The organism is Methylobacterium sp. Leaf361 (genome assembly GCF_001424445.1).
Lineage (GTDB): Bacteria > Pseudomonadota > Alphaproteobacteria > Rhizobiales > Beijerinckiaceae > Methylobacterium.
In genome coordinates this window covers 50,153-69,598 of the sequence record NZ_LMPY01000017.1, presented here as the reverse complement: position 1 = coordinate 69,598, position 19,446 = coordinate 50,153, and the positions used below count along the sequence as shown (strand labels likewise).

20 protein-coding genes are annotated in these 19,446 nt (G+C 72.3%); 2 read left to right on the top strand and 18 right to left on the bottom strand.

Going from position 1 to position 19,446, the window contains the following annotated elements:
• Positions 1-94: 94 nt before the first annotated feature.
• The 9 genes from ASG32_RS14250 to ASG32_RS14210 all read right to left on the bottom strand — a co-directional run bounded on the left by ASG32_RS14250 (position 95) and on the right by ASG32_RS14210 (position 9,390).
• Positions 95-571 (bottom strand): carbon monoxide dehydrogenase subunit G, encoded by a 477-nt coding sequence (locus ASG32_RS14250; protein WP_020094434.1) that lies wholly within the window; start codon positions 569-571, stop codon positions 95-97.
• 47 nt (positions 572-618) lie between these two features.
• The gene (locus ASG32_RS14245; RefSeq protein WP_056527151.1) at positions 619-1,371 is read right to left on the bottom strand and encodes an ABC transporter ATP-binding protein; all 753 of its coding nucleotides are present in this window, start codon (positions 1,369-1,371) and stop codon (positions 619-621) included.
• Positions 1,368-2,177 (bottom strand): ABC transporter ATP-binding protein, encoded by an 810-nt coding sequence (locus ASG32_RS14240; RefSeq protein WP_056527148.1) that lies wholly within the window; start codon positions 2,175-2,177, stop codon positions 1,368-1,370. Before ASG32_RS14240 ends, ASG32_RS14245 begins: the two co-directional genes overlap by 4 nt.
• A complete protein-coding gene (locus ASG32_RS14235; RefSeq protein ID WP_056527145.1) occupies positions 2,171-3,211 on the bottom strand; it encodes a branched-chain amino acid ABC transporter permease in 1,041 nt (346 codons plus the stop codon). Before ASG32_RS14235 ends, ASG32_RS14240 begins: the two co-directional genes overlap by 7 nt.
• Entirely contained in the window at positions 3,208-4,107 is a 900-nt protein-coding gene (locus tag ASG32_RS14230; RefSeq protein WP_056527142.1) for a branched-chain amino acid ABC transporter permease, read from the bottom strand. The genes ASG32_RS14235 and ASG32_RS14230 overlap by 4 nt, the downstream gene beginning before the upstream one ends.
• 34 nt (positions 4,108-4,141) lie before the next feature.
• Positions 4,142-5,389, bottom strand: a complete 1,248-nt coding sequence (locus ASG32_RS14225; RefSeq protein WP_056527136.1) for an ABC transporter substrate-binding protein — start codon at positions 5,387-5,389, stop codon at positions 4,142-4,144.
• A 206-nt stretch (positions 5,390-5,595) separates the two neighbouring features.
• Positions 5,596-7,980, bottom strand: a complete 2,385-nt coding sequence (locus ASG32_RS14220; RefSeq protein WP_056527133.1) for a xanthine dehydrogenase family protein molybdopterin-binding subunit — start codon at positions 7,978-7,980, stop codon at positions 5,596-5,598.
• Positions 7,977-8,516 (bottom strand): (2Fe-2S)-binding protein, encoded by a 540-nt coding sequence (locus tag ASG32_RS14215; RefSeq protein WP_056527126.1) that lies wholly within the window; start codon positions 8,514-8,516, stop codon positions 7,977-7,979. The genes ASG32_RS14220 and ASG32_RS14215 overlap by 4 nt, the downstream gene beginning before the upstream one ends.
• The gene (locus tag ASG32_RS14210; RefSeq protein ID WP_056527123.1) at positions 8,506-9,390 is read right to left on the bottom strand and encodes an FAD binding domain-containing protein; all 885 of its coding nucleotides are present in this window, start codon (positions 9,388-9,390) and stop codon (positions 8,506-8,508) included. Before ASG32_RS14210 ends, ASG32_RS14215 begins: the two co-directional genes overlap by 11 nt.
• 98 nt (positions 9,391-9,488) lie before the next feature.
• Here ASG32_RS14210 and ASG32_RS14205 point away from each other — a divergent pair, with 98 nt between their 5' ends.
• Positions 9,489-10,181: a TetR/AcrR family transcriptional regulator gene (locus tag ASG32_RS14205; RefSeq protein WP_056527120.1), complete on the top strand. Its 693-nt coding sequence runs from the start codon at positions 9,489-9,491 to the stop codon at positions 10,179-10,181.
• Positions 10,182-10,304: 123 nt separating this feature from the next.
• The gene (locus ASG32_RS14200; protein WP_020094444.1) at positions 10,305-10,733 is read left to right on the top strand and encodes a hypothetical protein; all 429 of its coding nucleotides are present in this window, start codon (positions 10,305-10,307) and stop codon (positions 10,731-10,733) included.
• On the opposite strand, the gene ASG32_RS14195 is transcribed toward ASG32_RS14200, so the two are convergent.
• The 9 genes from ASG32_RS14195 to ASG32_RS14155 all read right to left on the bottom strand — a co-directional run bounded on the left by ASG32_RS14195 (position 10,730) and on the right by ASG32_RS14155 (position 19,424).
• Positions 10,730-11,950, bottom strand: coding sequence for an FAD-dependent monooxygenase (locus ASG32_RS14195; RefSeq protein WP_056527118.1), 1,221 nt, complete (start codon positions 11,948-11,950; stop codon positions 10,730-10,732). The two genes, ASG32_RS14200 and ASG32_RS14195, sit on opposite strands and share 4 nt — an antisense overlap.
• A 93-nt stretch (positions 11,951-12,043) precedes the next feature.
• The gene (uraD, locus tag ASG32_RS14190) at positions 12,044-12,556 is read right to left on the bottom strand and encodes a 2-oxo-4-hydroxy-4-carboxy-5-ureidoimidazoline decarboxylase (protein WP_056527116.1); all 513 of its coding nucleotides are present in this window, start codon (positions 12,554-12,556) and stop codon (positions 12,044-12,046) included.
• Positions 12,557-12,561: 5 nt separating this feature from the next.
• Positions 12,562-12,915 (bottom strand): hydroxyisourate hydrolase, encoded by a 354-nt coding sequence (gene uraH / locus ASG32_RS14185; RefSeq protein ID WP_056527114.1) that lies wholly within the window; start codon positions 12,913-12,915, stop codon positions 12,562-12,564.
• 35 nt (positions 12,916-12,950) lie between these two features.
• Complete coding sequence (gene uraH, locus ASG32_RS14180; protein WP_056527111.1) at positions 12,951-13,505, bottom strand: hydroxyisourate hydrolase; 555 nt, start codon at positions 13,503-13,505, stop codon at positions 12,951-12,953.
• A gap of 25 nt (positions 13,506-13,530) precedes the next feature.
• Positions 13,531-14,898 carry an MFS transporter gene (locus tag ASG32_RS14175; RefSeq protein ID WP_056527107.1) on the bottom strand — a complete coding sequence of 456 codons (1,368 nt, stop codon included), beginning with the start codon at positions 14,896-14,898 and terminating at the stop codon, positions 13,531-13,533.
• A 99-nt stretch (positions 14,899-14,997) separates the two neighbouring features.
• Positions 14,998-15,735, bottom strand: a complete 738-nt coding sequence (locus ASG32_RS14170) for an aspartate/glutamate racemase family protein (protein ID WP_020094450.1) — start codon at positions 15,733-15,735, stop codon at positions 14,998-15,000.
• 178 nt (positions 15,736-15,913) lie between these two features.
• Positions 15,914-17,410 carry an NCS1 family nucleobase:cation symporter-1 gene (locus tag ASG32_RS14165; protein ID WP_020094451.1) on the bottom strand — a complete coding sequence of 499 codons (1,497 nt, stop codon included), beginning with the start codon at positions 17,408-17,410 and terminating at the stop codon, positions 15,914-15,916.
• 178 nt (positions 17,411-17,588) lie between these two features.
• On the bottom strand, positions 17,589-18,752 hold the full coding sequence (gene puuE, locus ASG32_RS14160) for an allantoinase PuuE (RefSeq protein ID WP_056527101.1): 1,164 nt from the start codon (positions 18,750-18,752) through the stop codon (positions 17,589-17,591).
• A 249-nt stretch (positions 18,753-19,001) separates the two neighbouring features.
• Positions 19,002-19,424 (bottom strand): response regulator, encoded by a 423-nt coding sequence (locus tag ASG32_RS14155; RefSeq protein WP_056527098.1) that lies wholly within the window; start codon positions 19,422-19,424, stop codon positions 19,002-19,004.
• Between the last annotated feature and the right edge of the window lie 22 nt (positions 19,425-19,446).

Here is a 19,446-nt window from a genome sequence, read left to right as displayed (position 1 = left end):
GATCTGCTCCCACTGCGCGTCAGTCAGTTCAAAGCGTCGCATCAGGCCCACATGGGGCCGATCCCGCGGCCTGTGAACCCTTTGCAGAGACGCCCTAGGCCTCGGCCGCTCTGGGCGCGGCCGGGTCGCCGGTCGCTCCGAGTTCGGCGGCGAACTTGCCGAAGAACTCGTCGGCGAGCTTGCGCGCGGTCGCCTGCATGAGCCGGCCGCCCAGCGTCGCGATCTTGCCGCCGACCTCGGCCTTGGCGGTGTAGGTCAGGAGCGTCTCGCCGCCCTCCGCCGCGAGGCTGACGGCGGCGCGGCCCTTGGCGAAGCCCGCCATGCCGCCGTTGCCCTGGCCGACGAGGCTGTAGCCCTCGGGAGGGCGCATGTCCTCCAGGCGGACCGTGCCCGCGAAGGTCGCCGAGACCGGCCCGACCTTGAGGGCGACCTTGGCCGTCATCTCCTCCGGGGAGGCCTGCACCAGCTCCTTGCAGCCGGGGATGCAGCGGGCCAGCACCTCCGGATCGTTCAGCGCCGCCCAGACGGCCTCCCGCGCGACCGGGATCCGATACGCGCCAGCGATGTCCATCCTGGTCTCCTCCTGACACTGCGCCGCCCACCGGCCGGTGCGGGCGCTCAGACCGCGCAGTAGCGCGCCTGGATCTCGGGATCGTCCCGCAGCGCGGCCGCGGGGGCGTGGTAGACGACGGCGCCGCCGTCGACGATGTAGACGCGGTCGGACACGTCGAGGGCGAGCTCGACGTTCTGCTCCACGAGCAGGATCGTGGTGCCGGCCCGCTTCATCGCGACGAACTGCGCGAACATCTCCTCGACCAGGATCGGCATGATCCCCTCCGAGGGCTCGTCGAGGAGCACCATCACGGGCTCGGCCATGAGCGCCCGGGCGATGGCGAGCATCTGCTGCTCGCCGCCCGACATCGTGACCGCCTCCTGCTTCAGGCGCTGCTTCAGCCGCGGGAAGGTCTCGGCGATGACCTCGATCCGCCGCGCCTCGTCGCGGCGCGTCGCGCGCGCGCCCCGTCCTGCCCCCCGGGCGGCCAGGATGCCGAGGCGCAGGTTCTCCTCCACGGTCAGCCCCGGCACGATGCGCCGCTCCTCCGGCACGTAGGCGAGGCCCCGGTGGAAGCGCTCGTGGGGCGGCCGGTGGAGGATGTCGGCGCCCGCGAAGGTCACGCGCCCCTCGCGCTTCGCCACGAGGCCCATGATCGCTTTCAGGGTGGTGGTCTTGCCGGCGCCGTTGCGGCCGACCAGCGTGACGATCTCGCCGGGGCGCACCTCCAGCGAGAGGCCCTGCAGGATGTGGGAGTGGCCGTACCACGCCCGCAGGTCCTCGACCGCCAGGAGCGGCTGCGTGACGGCGGCGCTCATGCGGTCGTGCCCGTGATCTTGCCCGCCGTGTTGCCCAGGTAGACGCGGCGCACCTCCGGATGCGCCCGGATGTCGTCGGGGCTGCCCTCGGCCAGGAGCTGGCCCTGGTGGAGGACGACGAGGCGCCGGCACAGGCCCATGACGAGCTTCATCTTGTGCTCGACGAGGATCAGCGTCCGGGTCTCGGCGAGGCGCTGCACGAGGTCCATCATCTCGCGCGTCTCCTCGGGACTCATCCCGGCGGTCGGCTCGTCGAGGAGGAGGAGGCTCGGCTCGGCGGCCAGCGCCACCGCGATCTCCAGGGCGCGCTGCTCGCCGTGGGCGAGTTCGCGCGCGAGGCGGTCCATCCGGGCGCCGAGCCCGACCTCGCCGAGGAGTTCCTCGGCCCGTTCCGCCAGCTCGGGATAGGCCGCGCGGTCCCGGAAGAACGCGAAGCGGACCCGCCGGGCCTGGGCAGCCACCCGCACGTTCTCGCGCACCGTGAGGTGCGGGAAGACGTTGGTGATCTGGAACGACTTGGCGATGCCCATCCGGGCGAAGGCGTGCGGGGCCGCGCCGGTGATGTCGCGCCCGCGGAACAGCACGCGGCCCTCGCTCGGCGGGAAGGCGCCCGAGATCAGGTTGAAGAAGGTCGACTTGCCCGCCCCGTTCGGCCCGATGATCGCCGTGATGCCGCCCTCCGGGAACGCGACGGTCACGTCGGACAGGGCGCGGAAATGCCCGAACCGCTTGCCGAGCCCCTCCGTGGCGAGGATCGGCGGCGCCGTACTCGGAGCCTTTGCCGGCGCGGCGGCGACGCTCACCATCCGGCCCTCCTCAGGCGCGCCAGCACCTCGCCCCAGATGCCGAGCGGCAGGAACAGCACGAAGGCGATGAAGACGGCGCCGACGAAGAGCTGCCAGTGGCTCGTCACGGTGGCGAGCCCGTCCTGCAGGAGCGCGAAGGTCGCGGCGCCGACGAAGGGCCCGAAGAACGTCCCCATGCCGCCGAGCAGCGCCATCATCACGGCCTGGCCGGAGGTCGAATAGTGCATCGTCTCGATCGGCACGATCGAGAGGTGGATCGCCTGGAGACCGCCCGCGAGGCCGCACAGGGCCCCGGAGATCACGAAGGCCGCGAGCTTCATGCGGCGCACGTCGTAGCCGCAGGCCTGCGCCCGGCCCTCGTTCTCGCGGATCGCCTCGAGGGCGGCCCCGAAGGGCGACGACAGGAGGCGCGAGAACAGCCAGACCGCGACGCCGACCACCGCCAGCGCGGCGTAGTACTTCACCACCGGGTCGAGGAGATTGAGGCTGAAGCCCGGCAGGGCGAGCGCGGGCACGTTGATGCCGCGCAGGCCGTTCTCGCCGCCGGTGAAGGCCTCCGCCTGGTAGAAGGCGTAGTAGACGCACATCGACAGCGCCAGGGTCGTCATCGCGAAGTAGATGCCGCGGGTGCGGATCGCCAGCACGCCCATGACGGCGGCGATGAGTGTCGCGAGCAGCGTGCCGGCGACGAGCGCCAGGGCCGGGTGCAGCCCGTAATGGACGATGGCGATGCCGCAGCCGTAGGCGCCGCCGCCCAGGAAGGCGGCGTGGCCGAAGGACAGGAGCCCGGTATAGCCGAACAGCAGGTTGAACCCGAGGGCGTAGAGCCCGAGCACCAGGATGTTCACGGCGAGGGCCTGGTAGGGCGCGATCCAGGGGAACACGAGGAGGAAGGCGAGCGTCAGGGCGACGCGGTGCCGGCCGCACCACGCCAGCCGGCGGCCGGTCCGGCCGGAGCCCGGCCGGGCCGCCGGCAAGGTAGCCGGAAGGGCGCCTCCCTTCGTGACGGCGGAGGCGGGGGCGCGGGCGCTCATCCGAGGGCTCCGGCCCGGCCGAGGAGGCCCCGGGGCCGCACGAGCAGCACCAGGGCCATGAGGGCGAAGATCGCCATCTTGGTCATGTCGGGGGCGACGAGCGACGTCATCGCCACCACGATGCCGACGATCAGCCCGGCGAGCACGGCCCCGGCCAGCGAGCCCATGCCGCCCACCACCGTGACCACGAAGGCCTCGGCGAGCACCGGGACCCCCATCTCGGGCGTGACGCCCTGCAGGGGCGCGGCGAGGATGCCGGCGAGCCCGGCGAGCGCGCAGCCCAGGGCGAAGACCGCGAGCCAGACCTTGGTGATCTCGATGCCGAGCACCTGCACGATCTGCGGGTCGCGGGCGCCGGCCCGGATCACGAGGCCGAAGGGCGTGCGCTCGATGAACAGCCACAGGGCGCCCACCACCGCCAGCGCGAAGCCGATCAGGAACAGGCGGTAGAGGGGGAAGTAGCCGATGCCGATGTCGACCGCGCCGCGCAGCTCGGGCGGCGCCCCGAAGGGCAGGCCCGTCAGCCCGAAGGCGATGCGCACGCTCTCGACCATCACGTACGACAGGCCGAAGGTGAGGAGCAGCGGGTCGTCGATGCCGCGCCCGTAGAGGGGGCGCACGAGCACGCGCTCCACGGCGAGCCCGAGGAGCCCCATCGCCAGCGGCGCCGCGACGAGACTGAGCCAGAAGCTGCCGGTGAAGCCGTACAGGAAGACGCCGACATAGGCGCCGACCATGAAGAACGCGCCGTGGGCGAAGTTGACGACGTTCATGAGCCCGAAGATCAGCGACAGGCCGATGCCGACGAGCACGTAGATCGCTCCCAGCGCGATGCCGGTCACGAGCTGGAGGGCGAGGAGATCGAGGGGGAAGCCGCCGATCGTGATGGCGCTCAAGGCCGCGCCCTCCCGCGGGTTCGCACGGAGCGCCTCACGCCTTGTGCCCGAGTTCGTCGCAGCCGCGCAGGAAGCGCTCGTCGGGCCCCTCCGTGCCGAGGATCGTGAAGACGTCGTCCGGCGTCTTCATGTCCTTCGACTTCGCCTCGACGATCAGGACCGACTGCACCGACTGGTGGTCGCATTTCCGGAAGCTCTGCGGACCCTTGTAGAAGTCGGCCTTCAGGGCCTCCATGGCGGCCACGACCTTCTCGGTCTCGACCGACCCGGCGGCCTTAACGCCCTCCAGCACCGAGCGGACGCCGGCATAGCCCAGCGCCCCGTAATCCGACGGGACGGCGCCGTTGTAGGCGGCGCGGAACCGGTCGTTGAACGCCTTGGCGGAGGGCACGCTGTCCTCCAGGCGCCAGTAGTAGGAGGTGCCGCCGATCACGCCGTCGAAGGCGTCGCCGCCGGCCTTGCGGGCGGTGAAGAGCAGGACCGGCGCGACGAGCTTGGTGGTGCGCTTCAGGCCGAACTCGGTCGCCTGCTGGATCGAGACGACCTGGTCCCGGCCGAAATTGCACAGGCAGAGCACGTCGGGCTTGAGCGCGGCGATCCGGGGCAGGAAGGCCGAGTAGTCGGAGGCGCCGATCGGGTGGCGGATGTCGGCCACGACCTCGATGCCCGAGGCCTCGCCGGCGCGCTTGAACCCGCGCATCATCTCGTGGCCGTACGCGTAGTCGGCGCTGAGGAAGGCGACGCGCTTGCCCGATTTCGGGAAGACGTAGCGGCCGACCGCGCCCGCGGTCATGTGCGGGTTCAGGGCCTCGTGGAAGGTGGTGCGGCCGAAATCCTTGGCCTCGTTGATCGCGTCGGACTGGCTGATCGAGTTGTAGATCACGCCGCGCTCGCGGGCGACGTTGTTGATCGACAGGGTCACGGCCGCCGAGAGGCCGCCGACCAGGAAGTTGACCTTGTCCTTCTCGATCAGCTCGAGGGTCCGGGTCGCCGCCTCGCCGGGGTTGAGCTTGTCGTCGCGCACGAGGAGCTCGGCCGTGCGGCCCTGGAAGCCGCCGGCCTCGTTGAACGCCTTGACGGCGAGCTGAGCGGCGCGGACCTGGTCGTTCGCCTCGGCCCCGAAGGCGCCGGTGAGCGGCACCGGGAAGCCGATCCGGATCGGGCCTCCGGTCGAACCGCCTTGCGCGATCGCGGAGCGCAGGAGCGCCGGGGCGGCGAGCGCCAGCGCGGATGCGGCGGCGCTGCCCTGGAGCAGCCGGCGCCTGTCGAAGCCCGTTCCCATTCCCGTCCCTCCGTCGGCGTTTCCTGATCGGGACCGGTCTCTTCGGCGGACCGTGCCCCGTGATGGTCGATGTGTCCTGACCCGAAAGGGTCATCCGTCCTCGCGAGCGCAGCGAAGCGATCCGGGGATCCGCCACGTTCGGCAGCGTCCCGCTGCCCTGGGTTGCTTCGCTGCGCTCGCAAGGACGGGGAAGCCCGCAGCCGGTTTCAGATCAGTCCCAGCGCCTCCAGCACGACCTCGGGCGTCACCGGCTGGCGCGCGACACGGGCGTTCAGCGGCGCGAGCGCGTCGTTGATGGCGTTGACGACCGCCGCCGGCGCGCCGGCGGTGCCGGCCTCGCCCGCGCCCTTGGCGCCGATCTCGGACGACGCGGTGGCCGAGACCACGTGGGCGACGTCGATATCGGGCATCTCGCCGGCCATCGGCACGAGGTAGTCGGCCATCGACCCGTTCAGCAGCTGGCCCTCGCCGTCGTAGAGGCAGTGCTCGAACAGGGCCCCGCCGATCCCCTGGACGATGCCGCCGCGGATCTGCTCGTCGACGAGGAGCGGGTTGAGCACGGTGCCGCAATCCTCGACGCACCAGTGCTTGAGCAGCCGCACGAAGCCCGTCTCGGTGTCGACCTCGACGTAGGAGGCCTGCACGCCGTTGGTGAAGGCGAAGGGGTAGTCCTTGGGCACGTAGTGCCGGGTCGCCACGAACTCGGGCTGCACCCCCGGCGGCAGCGTGTCGGGGCGGAAGTAGACGATGCGGCCGAGCTCCGCGAGCGGCATGCGCTCGGTCCCGGTGCCTGCGTCCACCACGGCGCCGTCGCGGACGTCGAGGCTTTCCGGATCGGCCTGCAGGATCGCGCCCGCCACCGCCAGGACGTTGCCGCGCAGCGCCTTGCCGGCCTGCCACGCGGCCTCGCCGCCGATGCCGGCCCCGCGCGAGGCCCAGGTCCCGCCGCCGTAGGGCGTCGCCTGCGTGTCGCCGGAGATCACCCGGACCTTGTCCATCGGCACGCCCGTGGCGGTGGCCACGATCTGCGCGATGATGCCCTCGGTGCCCTGGCCCTGCTCGGTGACGCTGACCGACGCGACGACACCCCCCTGCGGATCGAGCCGGATCGTGCAGCCGTCCTGGGAGGAGATGCGCGCGCCGCCGACCCCGTAGAAGGCGGCCGACGGGTTGGTGATCTCGATGAAGGCCGCGAGCCCGATGCCGCGGTGGATCCCCCGCCGGCGCAGGTCCGCCTGCTCGGCCCGGAGGCCGTCGTAGTCCATCATCGCCTTGAGCTTGGCGAGCGCCGCCTGGTGGGACAGCTTTTCCAGCTTGATTCCCGAGACGCCCGCGCAGGGATAGGCGTCGTCCGGGATGACGTTGCGCTCGCGCACGGCCAGGGGGTCGAGGCCGAGCCGGGCGGCGCCGAGATCGACGAGCCCCTCGGCGACCATCGTGGCGATCGGGTGGCCCACCGCCCGGTACTGGCAGGTCGGCGCCTTGTTCTGGAGCACGACCCGGGCCCGGGCCCGGTAGTGCCGGTGCCGGTAGGGGCCGCCGGTCAGGTTGACGACCTGGTTGGCCTCGACCGCGCTGGTGCGCGGGTAGACCGAGTAGGGCCCGATGCCCGTGAGGTCGTCCATGTCGAGGGCGAGGATGTCGCCCTCGGCCGAGAAGGCCATCCGGGCGGTGACCCGGTGGTCGCGGGCATGGATGTCGCTCTGGAAGCTCTCCAGCCGGTCGGCGACGAACTTGACCGGGCGCTTGAGCATCAGCGCCAGCGCGCAGGTCGCCATCTCGTCGGGGTAGATGTGGACCTTGATCCCGAAGGACCCGCCGACATCCTTGCAGATCACCCGCACCGCCCCCTCGGGGAGGGCGAGGTGCTTGCACAGGATGTCCTGCATCATGTGCGGCGCCTGGAAGGAGTGGTGGACGGTGAGCATCCCGTCCGCCGCCGCCCAGTCGGCCAGGATCGCCCGCGGCTCCAGGCACACGCCCGTGTGCCGGCCGAACTGGAAGGTCTCCTCGACCACCAGGGCCGCGTCGCGGAAGGCCGCGTCGACGTCGCCGACGTCGAGGACGCGCTCGAAGGCGAGGTTGTCGCCGAATTCGGCGTGGATCGCGGGCGTCGCGGGATCGAGCGCCGTCTCCATGTCGACGACGGCGGGGAGCGGGTCGAACTCGACCGTGATCGCCGCGAGCGCGTCCTCGGCCTCGGCCCGGCCGTGCGCGACGACCGCGCAGAACGGCTCGCCGACCCAGGTCACCCGGTCGAGGGCCAGGGCGTGCTGGGGCGCCGAGCGCAGGCCCTTGAAGTGGCCGAGCACGCCGACCCACGGCGTGCACACGGCCGCCAGTTCGGGCCCCGTCACCACGGCGATCACGCCGGGCATCGTTTTGGCGTCCGCGGTGTCCAGGGCGACGATGCGGGCGTGGGCGTGGGGGCTGCGCAGGAAGGCGACGTGGCCGAGGCGGGCGACGGCCACGTCGTCCACGTAGACGCCCCGTCCCTCGAGCAGGCGCCGCGCGTTCGGCCGCGGGACCGAGCGGCCGATATAGCTGTTCGGCCGGTCAAGGAAGGTGAGGCCGCCCGGATCCGCGCTCATTCGGCGGCCTCCAGGCCGGCATCCCTGCCGGCATCCCGGCGACCTTGCCCGCGCGCCTCGGCGGTCGCCGCGATGGCGTCGACGATGGCGTGGTAGCCGGTGCAGCGGCAGTAATTGCCCGCGATCGCCGCGCGGATCGCCTCGCGCGAGGTGGCCGCGTCCGCGTCGTCCAGGAGCTCGGCGGCCGTCACCAGCATGCCGGGGGTACAGTAGCCGCATTGCAGGGCGTTGCGGGCGTGGAAGGCGTCCTGCAGGTCGCGGATGCGCCCGCTCTCCGTCAGCCCCTCCACGGTCTCGACGGTGGCGCCGTCGGCCTGCACGCCGAGCATCAGGCAGGCGCGCACCGCCCGGCCGTCGACCAGGATCGTGCAGGCGCCGCACACGCCGTGCTCGCAGCCGAGATGCACGCCGGTGAGGCCGAAGGACTGGCGCAGCAGGTCGCCGAGATGCATCCGGGCCGGGACATGCGCCCGCACGGCCTCGCCGTTCAGCGTGAAGGCGACCGCGTGCGCGCGGTCCGGGCTCTCAGACGCCATCGGGGCCGCCCTCCTGCGCGCTGCCGCCGCGCATCCGGGCCGCCACGCGGCCGAGGATCACGCGGGCGAGGTGGAGCCGCGTCGCGGCCTTGGTCGTCGGGTCGTCCGGCGGGTCGAGCTCACCGGCGAGCGCCGCCTGGGCGCCCGCGAGGTCGCCGGCCTCCAGGGCCGCCGCGGCGGCGCGGGCGAGCACCGGCCGGTCGGCGACGCCGAAGAAGGCGAGGCGCAGGTCCGACAGGCCGCCCGCGGATCGCCGCCCGGTCGCCGCGAGGCCGACGAGGGCGTAGTCGCCGTGGCGGCGCGACAACTCCTCGAAGCCCCAGACCGCGTCGGCCCCCGGAACCGGGAACTCGATCGCCGTGACGATCTCGCCGGGCTCCAGGGCCGTCGTGTAGAGGCCCTGGAAGAAATCGTCCGCCAGGACGCGCCGCTCGGCCCCGGGCCCGCGCACCACGATCGAGGCGCCCGCGGCGAGGCAGCAGGCGGGCCACTCGGTGGCCGGGTCGGCCAGCGCCACCGAGCCGCCGATCGTGCCGCGGTTGCGGATCGCCGGATGGGCGATGTGGGGCAGGGCGGCGGCGAGCAGCGGCAGGCGCTCGCGCACGAGTGCCGCGGTCCCGACATCGCGGTGACGCGTCATCGCGCCGATCCGAACAATGCCGCCGGCCTCGCCGCCGGCCTCCGAGACACCGGTGAGTTCGGGGATCGCGTTGAGGTCGACCAGCAGGCCGGGCGCCGAGAGCCGCATGTTGAGGGCCGTGACGAGGCTCTGGCCGCCCGCCAGCGGAACGGCGTCCTCCCCGTGCTCAGCGAGCAGGGCCAGCGCCGCGTCGAGCGAGGCCGGACGCGCGTAGGCGAAGTCGGGCGCCTTCAAGCCCTTGTCCTCCTCCCGATGGGCTTGCCCATGACCGCCCCGATGGGACAGGCTGGAGGCCCTTATTGATCGTTCGCTCAATAGAAGGCGAAACCGAGATGGCGTCAAGCAGGCCGGCGGACAGTGACGGTCGGGTGCCGACCGGCCGGCGGCTGACGCCGGAGGCCCGCGAGCGCCAGATCGTCGAGGGCGCGGTCGCCTACTTCGCCGAGGTCGGCCTCGACGGGCACACCCGGGAGCTCGCCCGCCGGCTGGGCATCACGCAGCCGCTGCTGTTCCGCTACTTCCCGACCAAGGCGGCGCTGATCGAGCGCATCTACGAGGAGGTCTATCTCAGGCGCTGGGATCCCGGCTGGGAGGCGACGGTGCGCGACACCGCGCTCCCCGTCCTTGAGCGCTTCCGGCGCTTCGAGATCGACTACCAGCGCCGGATCGACGACTACGCGTGGCTGCGGATCTTCGTGTCGGCCGGCCTCAAGGGGTTCGATCTGCCGAGCCGCTACCTCGGCATGGTCCGCGCGCGCATCTTCGCGCCGCTGCTCGCCGGGATGCGCGCCGAGTCGAACCTGCCGGACCCGGAGGTTCAGCCGCTCGCCGCGGACGAGTTCGAGCTCCTGTTCGGCATCCACGGCGCGCTGGTCTACGTCGGCCTGCGCTCGCGGGTCTACGGCATGGACGGCACGGCGGACCGCGACGCGGTCCGGGCCGCCATGCTCGACGCCGCGCTTCCGGGGCTGCTCGCCACCCACCGCCGGGTGGTGACGGCGGCGCGGTCGTCCGACGCGCTGTAGGGCCATCCCGGGATCCCCGGATCACGGGAGGCGCCGGTCCGGCCCGCCCGCGTCACCGGAGCGGGCCGCCGCGGCGATGACTTTCGCGGGAACTGCGTTAGCCTCGCGGGCCGGAGGAACGCCATGACCCAGGGAACGGAACCGGCGGCGCTGCCGCCCCACTTGGCACAGGAATACGCGGCGGCGCGGGACAACGGCTGCGTCGGCACCCGGCTGCTCTCGGAGGATGACCGCTCCCGGGTCTGGACCATCGTCCTGGCGCCCGGCGCGCGGATCGGCTTCCACACGCACGTGCTCGACTATTTCTGGACCGCGGTGACGGCGGGGCGGGCCCGCTCGCATTACGGCGACGGGCGGGTCGCGGAGGTCGATTACCGCGCGGGCGACATCCAGCACCTGTCGTTCGGGCCGGGCGAGTCGATGACCCACGACCTCGCCAATATCGGCGACACGGAGCTGATCTTCACCACCGTCGAGTTCCTGGACAGCGCGAACCCGCCCCTCGCGCTCCCGGCCGCCGTGCGCGCGGAGGCGACCCGCCGCGCGGCCTAAGCGCGGGGGATATCGGGCGGCACCGCCGTCCCGGCCATCACCGCCTCGGGGCTGCGGAACCGCTCCGCCGCCGCCCGCTCGGCCGCGCCGCGCTGCTGCGCCTGCAGGTACGCGCCGAGATCGCGTCCCCGCGCCACGACGGCCGCGCCGTAGGCGCGTCGGCGCGCCTCGAAGGCCGTGAGCGCCGCGTCCACGTCGGCGCCGGCCGCGTCCAGGGCGTCCGCGAGGGCGGCGGCGTCCTCCATGGCCTTGGTTGCGCCCATCCCGACATGGGGCCGGGCCACGAAGGCGGCGTCGCCGATCAGCGCGACGCCGCGGTCCGGGATCATGGTCGGCGTCTCGATGTCCAGGATCGCCTGCAGGAACGGCTGCTCGGCGCGCAGCATGACCTCGGCGAAGGGGGGCGCCAGGATCCGCGCCGCGTCGGCGCGCATCGCCTCCAGCACCGCGGCCTTGATGCGGCCCGGCGGGATGGAGAGGGCGTGGCGGACGCCGCCGGTATCGGTCAGCAGCGCGGCGAGCGCGGCCTCCTCGGTCGGCCTGTACCAGACCGCGTTGAAGCACAGCCCGGCGGCCTCGTCCGCGCGCCCGGGCACGGGATAGCCGAGGATCTGCTCGCCCGGAGGCAGGCAGAACGCGAAATGGCCGCCGATCGCCTCCCGGGTCGCCGGCGCGAGGGCCGCCGCGTCGACGACGGCGCGCCACGCCACGTAGCCGGCGTAGCGCGGCGCGACACCGCTCAGGAACCGGGACCGCACCGTCGAGAACTGCCCGTCGGCGCCGACGAGGAGATCCGCGGAGATCCGGCGGCCGTCCTCGAAGAAGGCGACGACGCGCGCGCCGTCGGATTCGACCGCGGCGAGCGCCGCGCCGTAGCGGACGCTGTCCGGGGGCACGGCGTCCAGGAGAAGGCCGTAGAGCCGTCCCCAGCTCGCCAGCACCTGCGGCAGGCTCCGCTCCGCGATCACGGTCCCGTCCCGGTCGAGGACCCGGCGGCCCTCGACGGTGACGCCGAGATCGCCCGCCCCGGCCGGAGCACCGCAGCGCGCCAGCACCGCCCGGAGGCCGGGATGCGTGACGATCCCCGCCCCGCGGCCCGTGAGCGCGGCCGCCGACCGCTCGAACACCGTGACGGCGTGGCCGCTCCGCGCGAGCAGGCACGCCGTGGTCAGTCCGGCGATCGAGCCGCCGATGACGGCCACGTCCAGTCGCTTCATGCAGCCCTCGAACCGGGACGGCGGTCCCGACCGCGCCCAGCATGGACGCGCCCGGCCGGCCGGCCAAGATCGAAATCGCCGCGGGGCGCCGCGCTAGACCGGCCGCACCAGCCGGTCGAGCCGCATCCGGGTGATCGCGCCGATCTCCTCCAGGGCCGTCGCCTCCTCGTCCGCGACCGCGCGCGCGAGGCGCTCCTCGAACAGCGCGCGGATCTCGCGCAGGTCCCGGCCGCGCACGGCGACGATGAACGGGAAGTTGAACCGGTGCCGGTAGGCGGCGTTCAGCCGGTCGAACGCCGCCGCGTCCGCCTCCGTCAGCCGGTCGAGGCCGGCGCTGCCCTGCTCCTGCGCGGAATCGGCGGTCATCGCCCGGGCCCGGGCTTCCGGGCCGGCGAGTTCGGGATGGCCGTTGAGGAAGGCCAGGCGCACGTCCGGCGGCGCCGCGCGCACGGCCGCCATCATCGCCCCGTGGAGAGCGGCGAGGTCGGCGAAGGGCGCCCCGCCGTGGGCGGCCCGGGCGACCCAGGGCGCGTGCTCGAAGACGCCGCCGAGATACGCGACGAAGGCGTCGCGCTCGAGGGCGTTGAGGCGGTCGAGGTCGATCATGCCGCTCAGCTTCCGCGGTAGGTGGTGAAGCTCGACGGGGCGCACAGCATCGGCACGTGGTAGTGCTGCTTGGCGTCGGCGACGGCGAACCGCACGACCGGGTTGTCGATGAAGATGTCGGCCTCCGCGGTGCCGGCCCGGCCCTGGAAATAAGGGTCGACGAAGAATTCCAGCTGGTACTGGCCGGTCTCGGCCTTGTCGGCCGGGAGGATCGGCGCGTCGGTCCGGCCGTCGGCGTTGGTGACGACGCTCTTCACGAGCCGCCACTGGCCGTTCTCGAGGACGGAGAAGTCGATCCGGACCCCCGCGACGGGGCGGCCGCGATCGGTGTCGAGGACGTGTGTGGTGATGCCCGCCATGCCGGGTCTCCTTGTCGCGTCGGGGATCGGACGGGTCAGCTGCCGCGGTAGTAGGAATAGCCCCAGGGCGTGAACAGCACCGGCAGGTGGTGGCGCTGGCTCGCGTCGCGGATCCGGAACCGGATCGGCACGAGGCCGAGGAAGTTCGGGGTCGGGAGCTTCACGCCCAGGTTCGCGAAATACGCCTCGACGTGCAGCACCAGCTCGTAGCGGCCCGCCTTGAAAGCCTCGTCGACCAGGAGCGGCTCGGCGGTCCGGCCGTTCGGCGCGGTGGTGACCGTCCGGATCGGACGGTAGCCGGTGCCGTCGTGCATCGCGAGGTCGCAGACCATCCCGGCACCGGGCGTGCCGTGGAAATTGTCGATGGCGTGCAGGGTCAGCCGCGGCGAGAGGCCGGCCTGCGACACGGGCGCGGTGTTCAGCGTGCCGGGCTTGGTCGGGGAACCGGCCGGAGCATTGGCCGGAGCCGCCGCCGGAGCGGGCGTGCCCTGGGCCAGCGCCGGGCCCGCGGAGACCGCGGCCGCGGCGCCGAGCCCCGTCGCGACGAGGCCGCGCCGCGTCAGAGCGTGTCGTTCGGGTCCGTGTTCCAAGAAAGCCTCCCTCTCGTGCTGCGGTTCACGCCGGCTCGTGCGCCGCGCGGGCCCGGGCGCGCCGACCCATCTCCGGCGTCGCCGGCGGGACGAAGGCCAGGATCAGGACGAGCGCCGCGGCCTCGACGGCGGCGACCAGCCAGAGGCCGGTCGCGACCGAGCCGGTCTGCTCGCGCAGGTAACCCATCGCCGCCGGCGCTCCGAAGCCCGCGAGATTGGCCACCGAGTTGATGAGCGCGATGCCGGCCGCGGCCGCCGACCCGGCGAGGAAGCGGCCGGGGATCTGCCAGAAGACCGGGATCGCGCTCATCGTGCCGACGATCGCCACCCCGAGCATGAGCAGCGCGAGGACCGGCGCGCCCGCGATGAAGACGCCGGTGAGCGCGATGGCCAGTGCCCCGACGAAGGCCGGGACCCCGCAATGCAGCCGCGCCTCGCCGGTCCGGTCCGAGTGGCGGCCGTTCAGGATCATCCCGGCGCCGCCGCAGAGATAGGCCGCCGACATGATCCAGCCGACCGTCAGCGGGTCGGTGAAGCCGGCGTCGCGCACCACGCTCGGGCCGAAGAAGGTCAGGGCCGAGTTCGCCGTGACGATGCAGAAGAAGATCGCGATGCACTGCCAGACGCGCGCGTCCTTCAGCGAGGCGAGGATGCGGTGCTCGCGGTGGCCGAGGGCCGCGGCGTCGCGCGCGAGGTCGGCCTCGACCAGCGCCTTCTGCTCCGCCGTCAGCCAGCCGGCCTTGGCGGGCCGGTCCGTGAGGTAGAACAGCGTGACGATCCCGGCCAGGATCGACGGGATACCCTCGAGCAGGAACACCCACTGCCAGCCGGACCAGCCGTTGACGCCGTGCATCCCCGACATGATCGCGCCCGCGAGCGGCCCCCCGATGACGCCGGCCAGCGCCGAGGCCGACATGAACAGCCCGAACACCTTGGCCCGGCGCTCGCTCGGATACCAGTAGGTCAGGTACAAGATGACCCCTGGATAGAATCCGGCCTCGAAGACACCGAGCATGAAGCGCAGGACGTAGAAGAACGCCGGCGTGGTCACGAACATCATCGCCACGCAGCAGAGCCCCCACAGCAGGGTGATCCGCGCGATCGTCTTCCGGGCGCCGATATGCTCCAGCAGCAGGTTGCTCGGCACCTCGCAGAGGAAGTAGCCGATGAAGAAGATCCCCGCGCCGATGCCGTAGACGGTCTCGCTGAACCGGAGCTCGGCCAGCATCTGCAGCTTGGCGAAGCCGATGTTGACCCGGTCGATCCAGGACAGGATCCACAGGACCATCAGGAATGGCAGCAGCCGCCACGTGATCCGGCGGTAGGCGTCGTCCAGGCGCGCGGGCGCCGCGAGGGCCGGCATGTCGGTCGCGTGGTGCGCCTGGATCGTCATGGCTGGCCCCACAGGGTTGCCCCATCCGGAACGGGGCGTTGGAATTCCGAGCGATGCAGGACGGCTGCCAGTCTCGCGCCGGCGGCCGCCCGCCCCGTCTCAGCCGATGGCTTCGCGCGGCGCGAGCAGCGTCGCGAGGGCGTGGCCGAGGCCGACATTGTCCGCGGCGACGGCGGGCGGGCGCCGGTAGGGCGCGGCCGCGGCGGCGACGACCGCCTTCACCCCCGACGTGACCGAGCACAGGACCGGGACCGGCACGTGCGGCTGCAGGCGGGCCGCGAGGCCGACCAGGGCGGCGCCGCCGAGGATCACCGCCTCGGCGCGATCCTCCTCGGCGCAGGCCCGGCAGGCGGCCGCGAGGTCGGACAGCGCCGCCTCCGGGTCCTTGGCGATCTCGCCGCCGGTGCGCGCGATCGTTCGGATGCCCGCGAGGCCGTCACCGACGCCGAGGCTCGCGACGCACTCGCGGAGCATGGGCTTCCACAGGGCCCCGCCGGTCACGATGGCGTAGCGCCCGGCGACCCGCTGGGCCTCGCGGCACGACGCTTCGAGCATCCCCACCACCGGGACCGGTGAGACCTCGCGCAGGGCCAGCAGCCCGGGATCGCCGAAGCAGGCGAGGAAGACCGCGTCGCAGTCCCGGCCGTGCTCCGCGAAGGCGTCGAGGGCGGCGTGGCCGGCGATGGCCAGGGCCGCCCGGCTGGCGATGTAGGCGGCGCCGAACCGCGCCGTGGCCGGGACGAAGGTCGCAGTCGCGCCCGCCATCGTCCCGACCTGCCCGGCCAGGAGGTCGGTCACAGACGTGCTGGTGTTCGGATTGAGCAGCAGGATCCGCATGGCGCCCTCGGGTGGCGGGAGCCGGCCGGATGGCCGGGCAGAGGCCCGCACGCAGCCGGCCGGGGATGGGGAGGTCGGGGGGCCCGGCGGCGCGGGTCAGGCCGCGCCGCCGGGCCGTTCGTGTCTCCGATCCGGACCGGGGCGGGTCCAGGTCCGGACGGCCTCAGGCAGGACGGCCTCAGGCAGGACGGGCCGCGCCCGCGGGGCGGCGCATGAGGGCGGTGTAGATCGCGAAGCCCAGGGCGCACCCGATGAACCACGTGAAGTTCGCCACGCCCTCCAGGCCCGGCAGGATCACGCAGAGCACGGGGATGAGGGCCGAGGGGATCATGGCGGTCACCGCGGCGCGGTTGTATCCGCCACTGTACCAGTACGTCCCGGCGGGGCTCATCGTGTAGAGGTCGTCGAGGACCACCTTCTGCTTCTTCACGAAGTAGAAGTCGGCGATCAGGATCCCGAACAGCGGGCCGATGAACGCGCCGAGGACGTCGAGCGTGTAGTGGATCACCGCGGGATTGTTGTAGAGATTCCAGGGCGTGATGAAGATCGAGCCGACGGCCGCGATCATCCCGCCCATGCGCCACGAGATCCGCCGCGGCGACACGTTCGAGAAGTCGAACGCGGGCGAGACGAAGTTCGCGACGATGTTGATCCCGATGGTCGCGGTCATGAAGGTGAAGGCGCCGAGCACGACCGCGAAGGTGCTGTCGATGCGGCTCACCGTCTCCACCGGGTCGGTGATCAGGTGGCCGAAGACCGGAACCGTCGCCGAGGCGGTGACGACCGTCAGGAGCGAGAACCCGAGGAAGTTCACCGGGAGACCCCAGAAGTTACCCTTCCTCACCGCCTCGAAGCTCGCGCCGTAGCGCGAGAAGTCGCCGAAGTTCAGCATCGGCCCGGAGAAGTAGGAGACCACGAGGGCGACGGCGTTGATCATCACCGGCAGGGCGTCCCAGCCGGTATACTTCACGGTGCCCAGGGTCAGCCCGATCTCGCCGATCCCGGCCTTGGCGACGAGGTACGCGGCGAGCGCGATCATCACCACGTAGACCGCCGGCCCCGCCCAGTCGATGAACACGCGGATCGCCTCCATGCCGCGCCAGAAGACCAGCGCCTGCAGGACCCAGAGCGTCATGAAGGCGGCCCAGCCCAGACCCGACAGGCCGGCGAAGCCGTACTGCTTGACGTCGGCGTAGACGGCGAGTTCGGGGTAGAAGCGGAGCGCCACCACCGTCAGCGCCGCCGAGGCGAGGTAGGTCTGGATGCCGTACCACGCGACCGCGATCAGCCCGCGGATGATCGCCGGGATGTTGGCGCCCTTGACCCCGAAGGAGGCGCGGCAGATCACCGGATAGGGCGTGCCGGTCTGCTGGCTCGGCTTGGCGACGAGGTTGCAGAAGATTTGGACGATCACGATGCCGACGAGCAGGGCGATCAGCACCTGCCAGCTCACGAGGCCCAGCGAGAACAGGGAGCCGGCGGTCACGTATCCGCCGACGCTGTGGACGTCAGACATCCAGAAGGCGAAGATGTTGTAGGTGCCCCAGGTCTGCTTGCGCAGCGGGGCCAGATCCTTGTTCACGAGATCTGGATCGTAGCTCGGCTTGATGACGACGGCTTCCCGTTCGTCCGACACGGCCGTGCTGATGCCGGCGGCCTCAACCTGTGCGTACATGGCGTTTCTCCCTGACTGGCGCAGCCCTGTTGCCGGGCTTTTTCCGTGACGCTGACGACCCGCTGGGACCGCCATGCAAAACCTGGAACTCTCCGTCTCCTGACTTCTGAAAACACGACCTGAATACAGATCACGACCGAGTTCGGATCTTCAAGTCCCGGTCGTGACGTCGACTTGTCTATCCCGCGACGACCGCCGCGAGGCGGGTCCGGAGGCCGCCCGCGTCGGCCGGGGCGCCCGCGGCCTCCGCGAGGAGCCGGGCCAGGCCGGACGGGTCGTCCGCCTCCGCGGGGAGTCCGGCCGCGTGGACCCGCTCCGCCATCGCCACGCCCGCCGCGGGCGACGCGTCGGCCAGCCCGGCGCAGACCGGGCCGAAGACCGCGCCGAACAGGGCGCGGCCCATGCAGGTCGGCCGGTAGCCGCCGCGCGGCGGGTGGGCCGCGATCCAGTGACGGGCGATGTCCAGCCGCGTGGTCACCCAGGCGTCGGGGTGATCGCCCACGTAGTCGAGGAACCGCTCCAGCGCGGCCATCCGCCCCGGACGCCCGACCAGGCGACAGTGCAGCCCCACCGACATGATGCCGCCCCGTCCCGCCTCGCCCTCGCGGTACAGGACGTCGAACGTGTCCTTGAGGTAGCCGAAGAACTGGTCGCCGTTGTTGAAGCCCTGGGCGGTGGCGAACCGCATGTCGTTGGCGTCGAGGGTGTAGGGGACGACGAGCTGCTGAAGCCCCCCGATCCGCAGCCAGTAGGGCAGGTCGTCGGCGTAGGAATCGGCGAGGTACAGGAATCCGCCCTCGGCGGCGCCGATGGCGAGCGTGTTCGCGGAGGTGCGCCCCTGGTACAGGCCGAGGGGCCTGCTGCCCGTCAGCGATGCCTGCAGCGCGACGGCGGCGTCGATGTCGGCGCGCTCGGCCTCCGGGCTGTGGTCGCGGTAGTCGATCCAGCGCAGGCCGTGGCTGGCGATCTCCCAGCCGGACTCGACCATCGCGGCGACGGCCTCGGGGTTGCGCTGCATCGCCGAGGCGACGCCGAAGACCGTGACCGGGAGGTTGCGGCGCGTGAACGCGCGCCAGAGGCGCCAGAAGCCGGCGCGGGCGCCGTACTCGTAGATCGACTCCATGTTGGCGTGGCGCTTCCCCGGCCAGGGCAGGGCCCCGACGATCTCTGAGAGGAAGGCCTCGGACGCCGCGTCACCGTGGAGGATGCAGTTCTCGCCGCCCTCCTCGTAGTTGATGACGCACTGGACGGCGACGCGCTTGCCCCCGGGCCAGGCCGGGTCCGGTCGATGCCGGCCGTATCCGACCATGTCGCGGGGATAGTCCTGGTCGAGGTCGAACATGGCGTGATCCCTCGTTCCGACGCGAGATAGACGCACGGCCGACCGTTGGTCCAATATCTTGTTCGGCTTGATTGATAGGTTGCGCGTTTAGATGGTGCGATCATTGATCTGAGTATCGGAGCGCCGTCGGGCGGATCGCCACCGGCCTGTCGTCGAGCCGGCGGAACCTGCCCGTGCCGGGTCGACGACCTCACGCGCCGCCACGTCGGCGGCCCGACGGTCGGGCGTCCCGAGCGGGCACCGCGGCCCCTAACGGGCGCGGCTGGCGGGGATCGGGCCGGCGGCGAGCATGCCCATCAGGGCGTCGAACGCCAGCGGCTTCTCGACCAGGGGTATGCCGGCGGCGCGGGCGCGGCTCCGGATGCCCGGATCGGGGTGGCCGGTGATCAGGATCACCGGCACGCCGGCAGCGAGGTCCCGCAGCCGGCCCCACACCGCGAGCCCGTCCATCCCCGGCATGACGTGGTCCAGCAGGACGAAGGTCGGGTGCGGGCCGGGGAAGGCGGCCAGCAGCGCGCGTCCGTCGGCGAAGGTCTCCACCCGGTGGCCCTCGCTCTCCAAGAGGAAGCGGGTCGAGTGCAGGATGGCCGGGTCATCGTCCACGACGTAGATGAGGCTCGACGCGGCGGACAGCGTGGCGTTCGCCGGGAGCGTGGCGTCCAGTGAGGTCATGGTGCCGAGCTTAGGGGTGGTC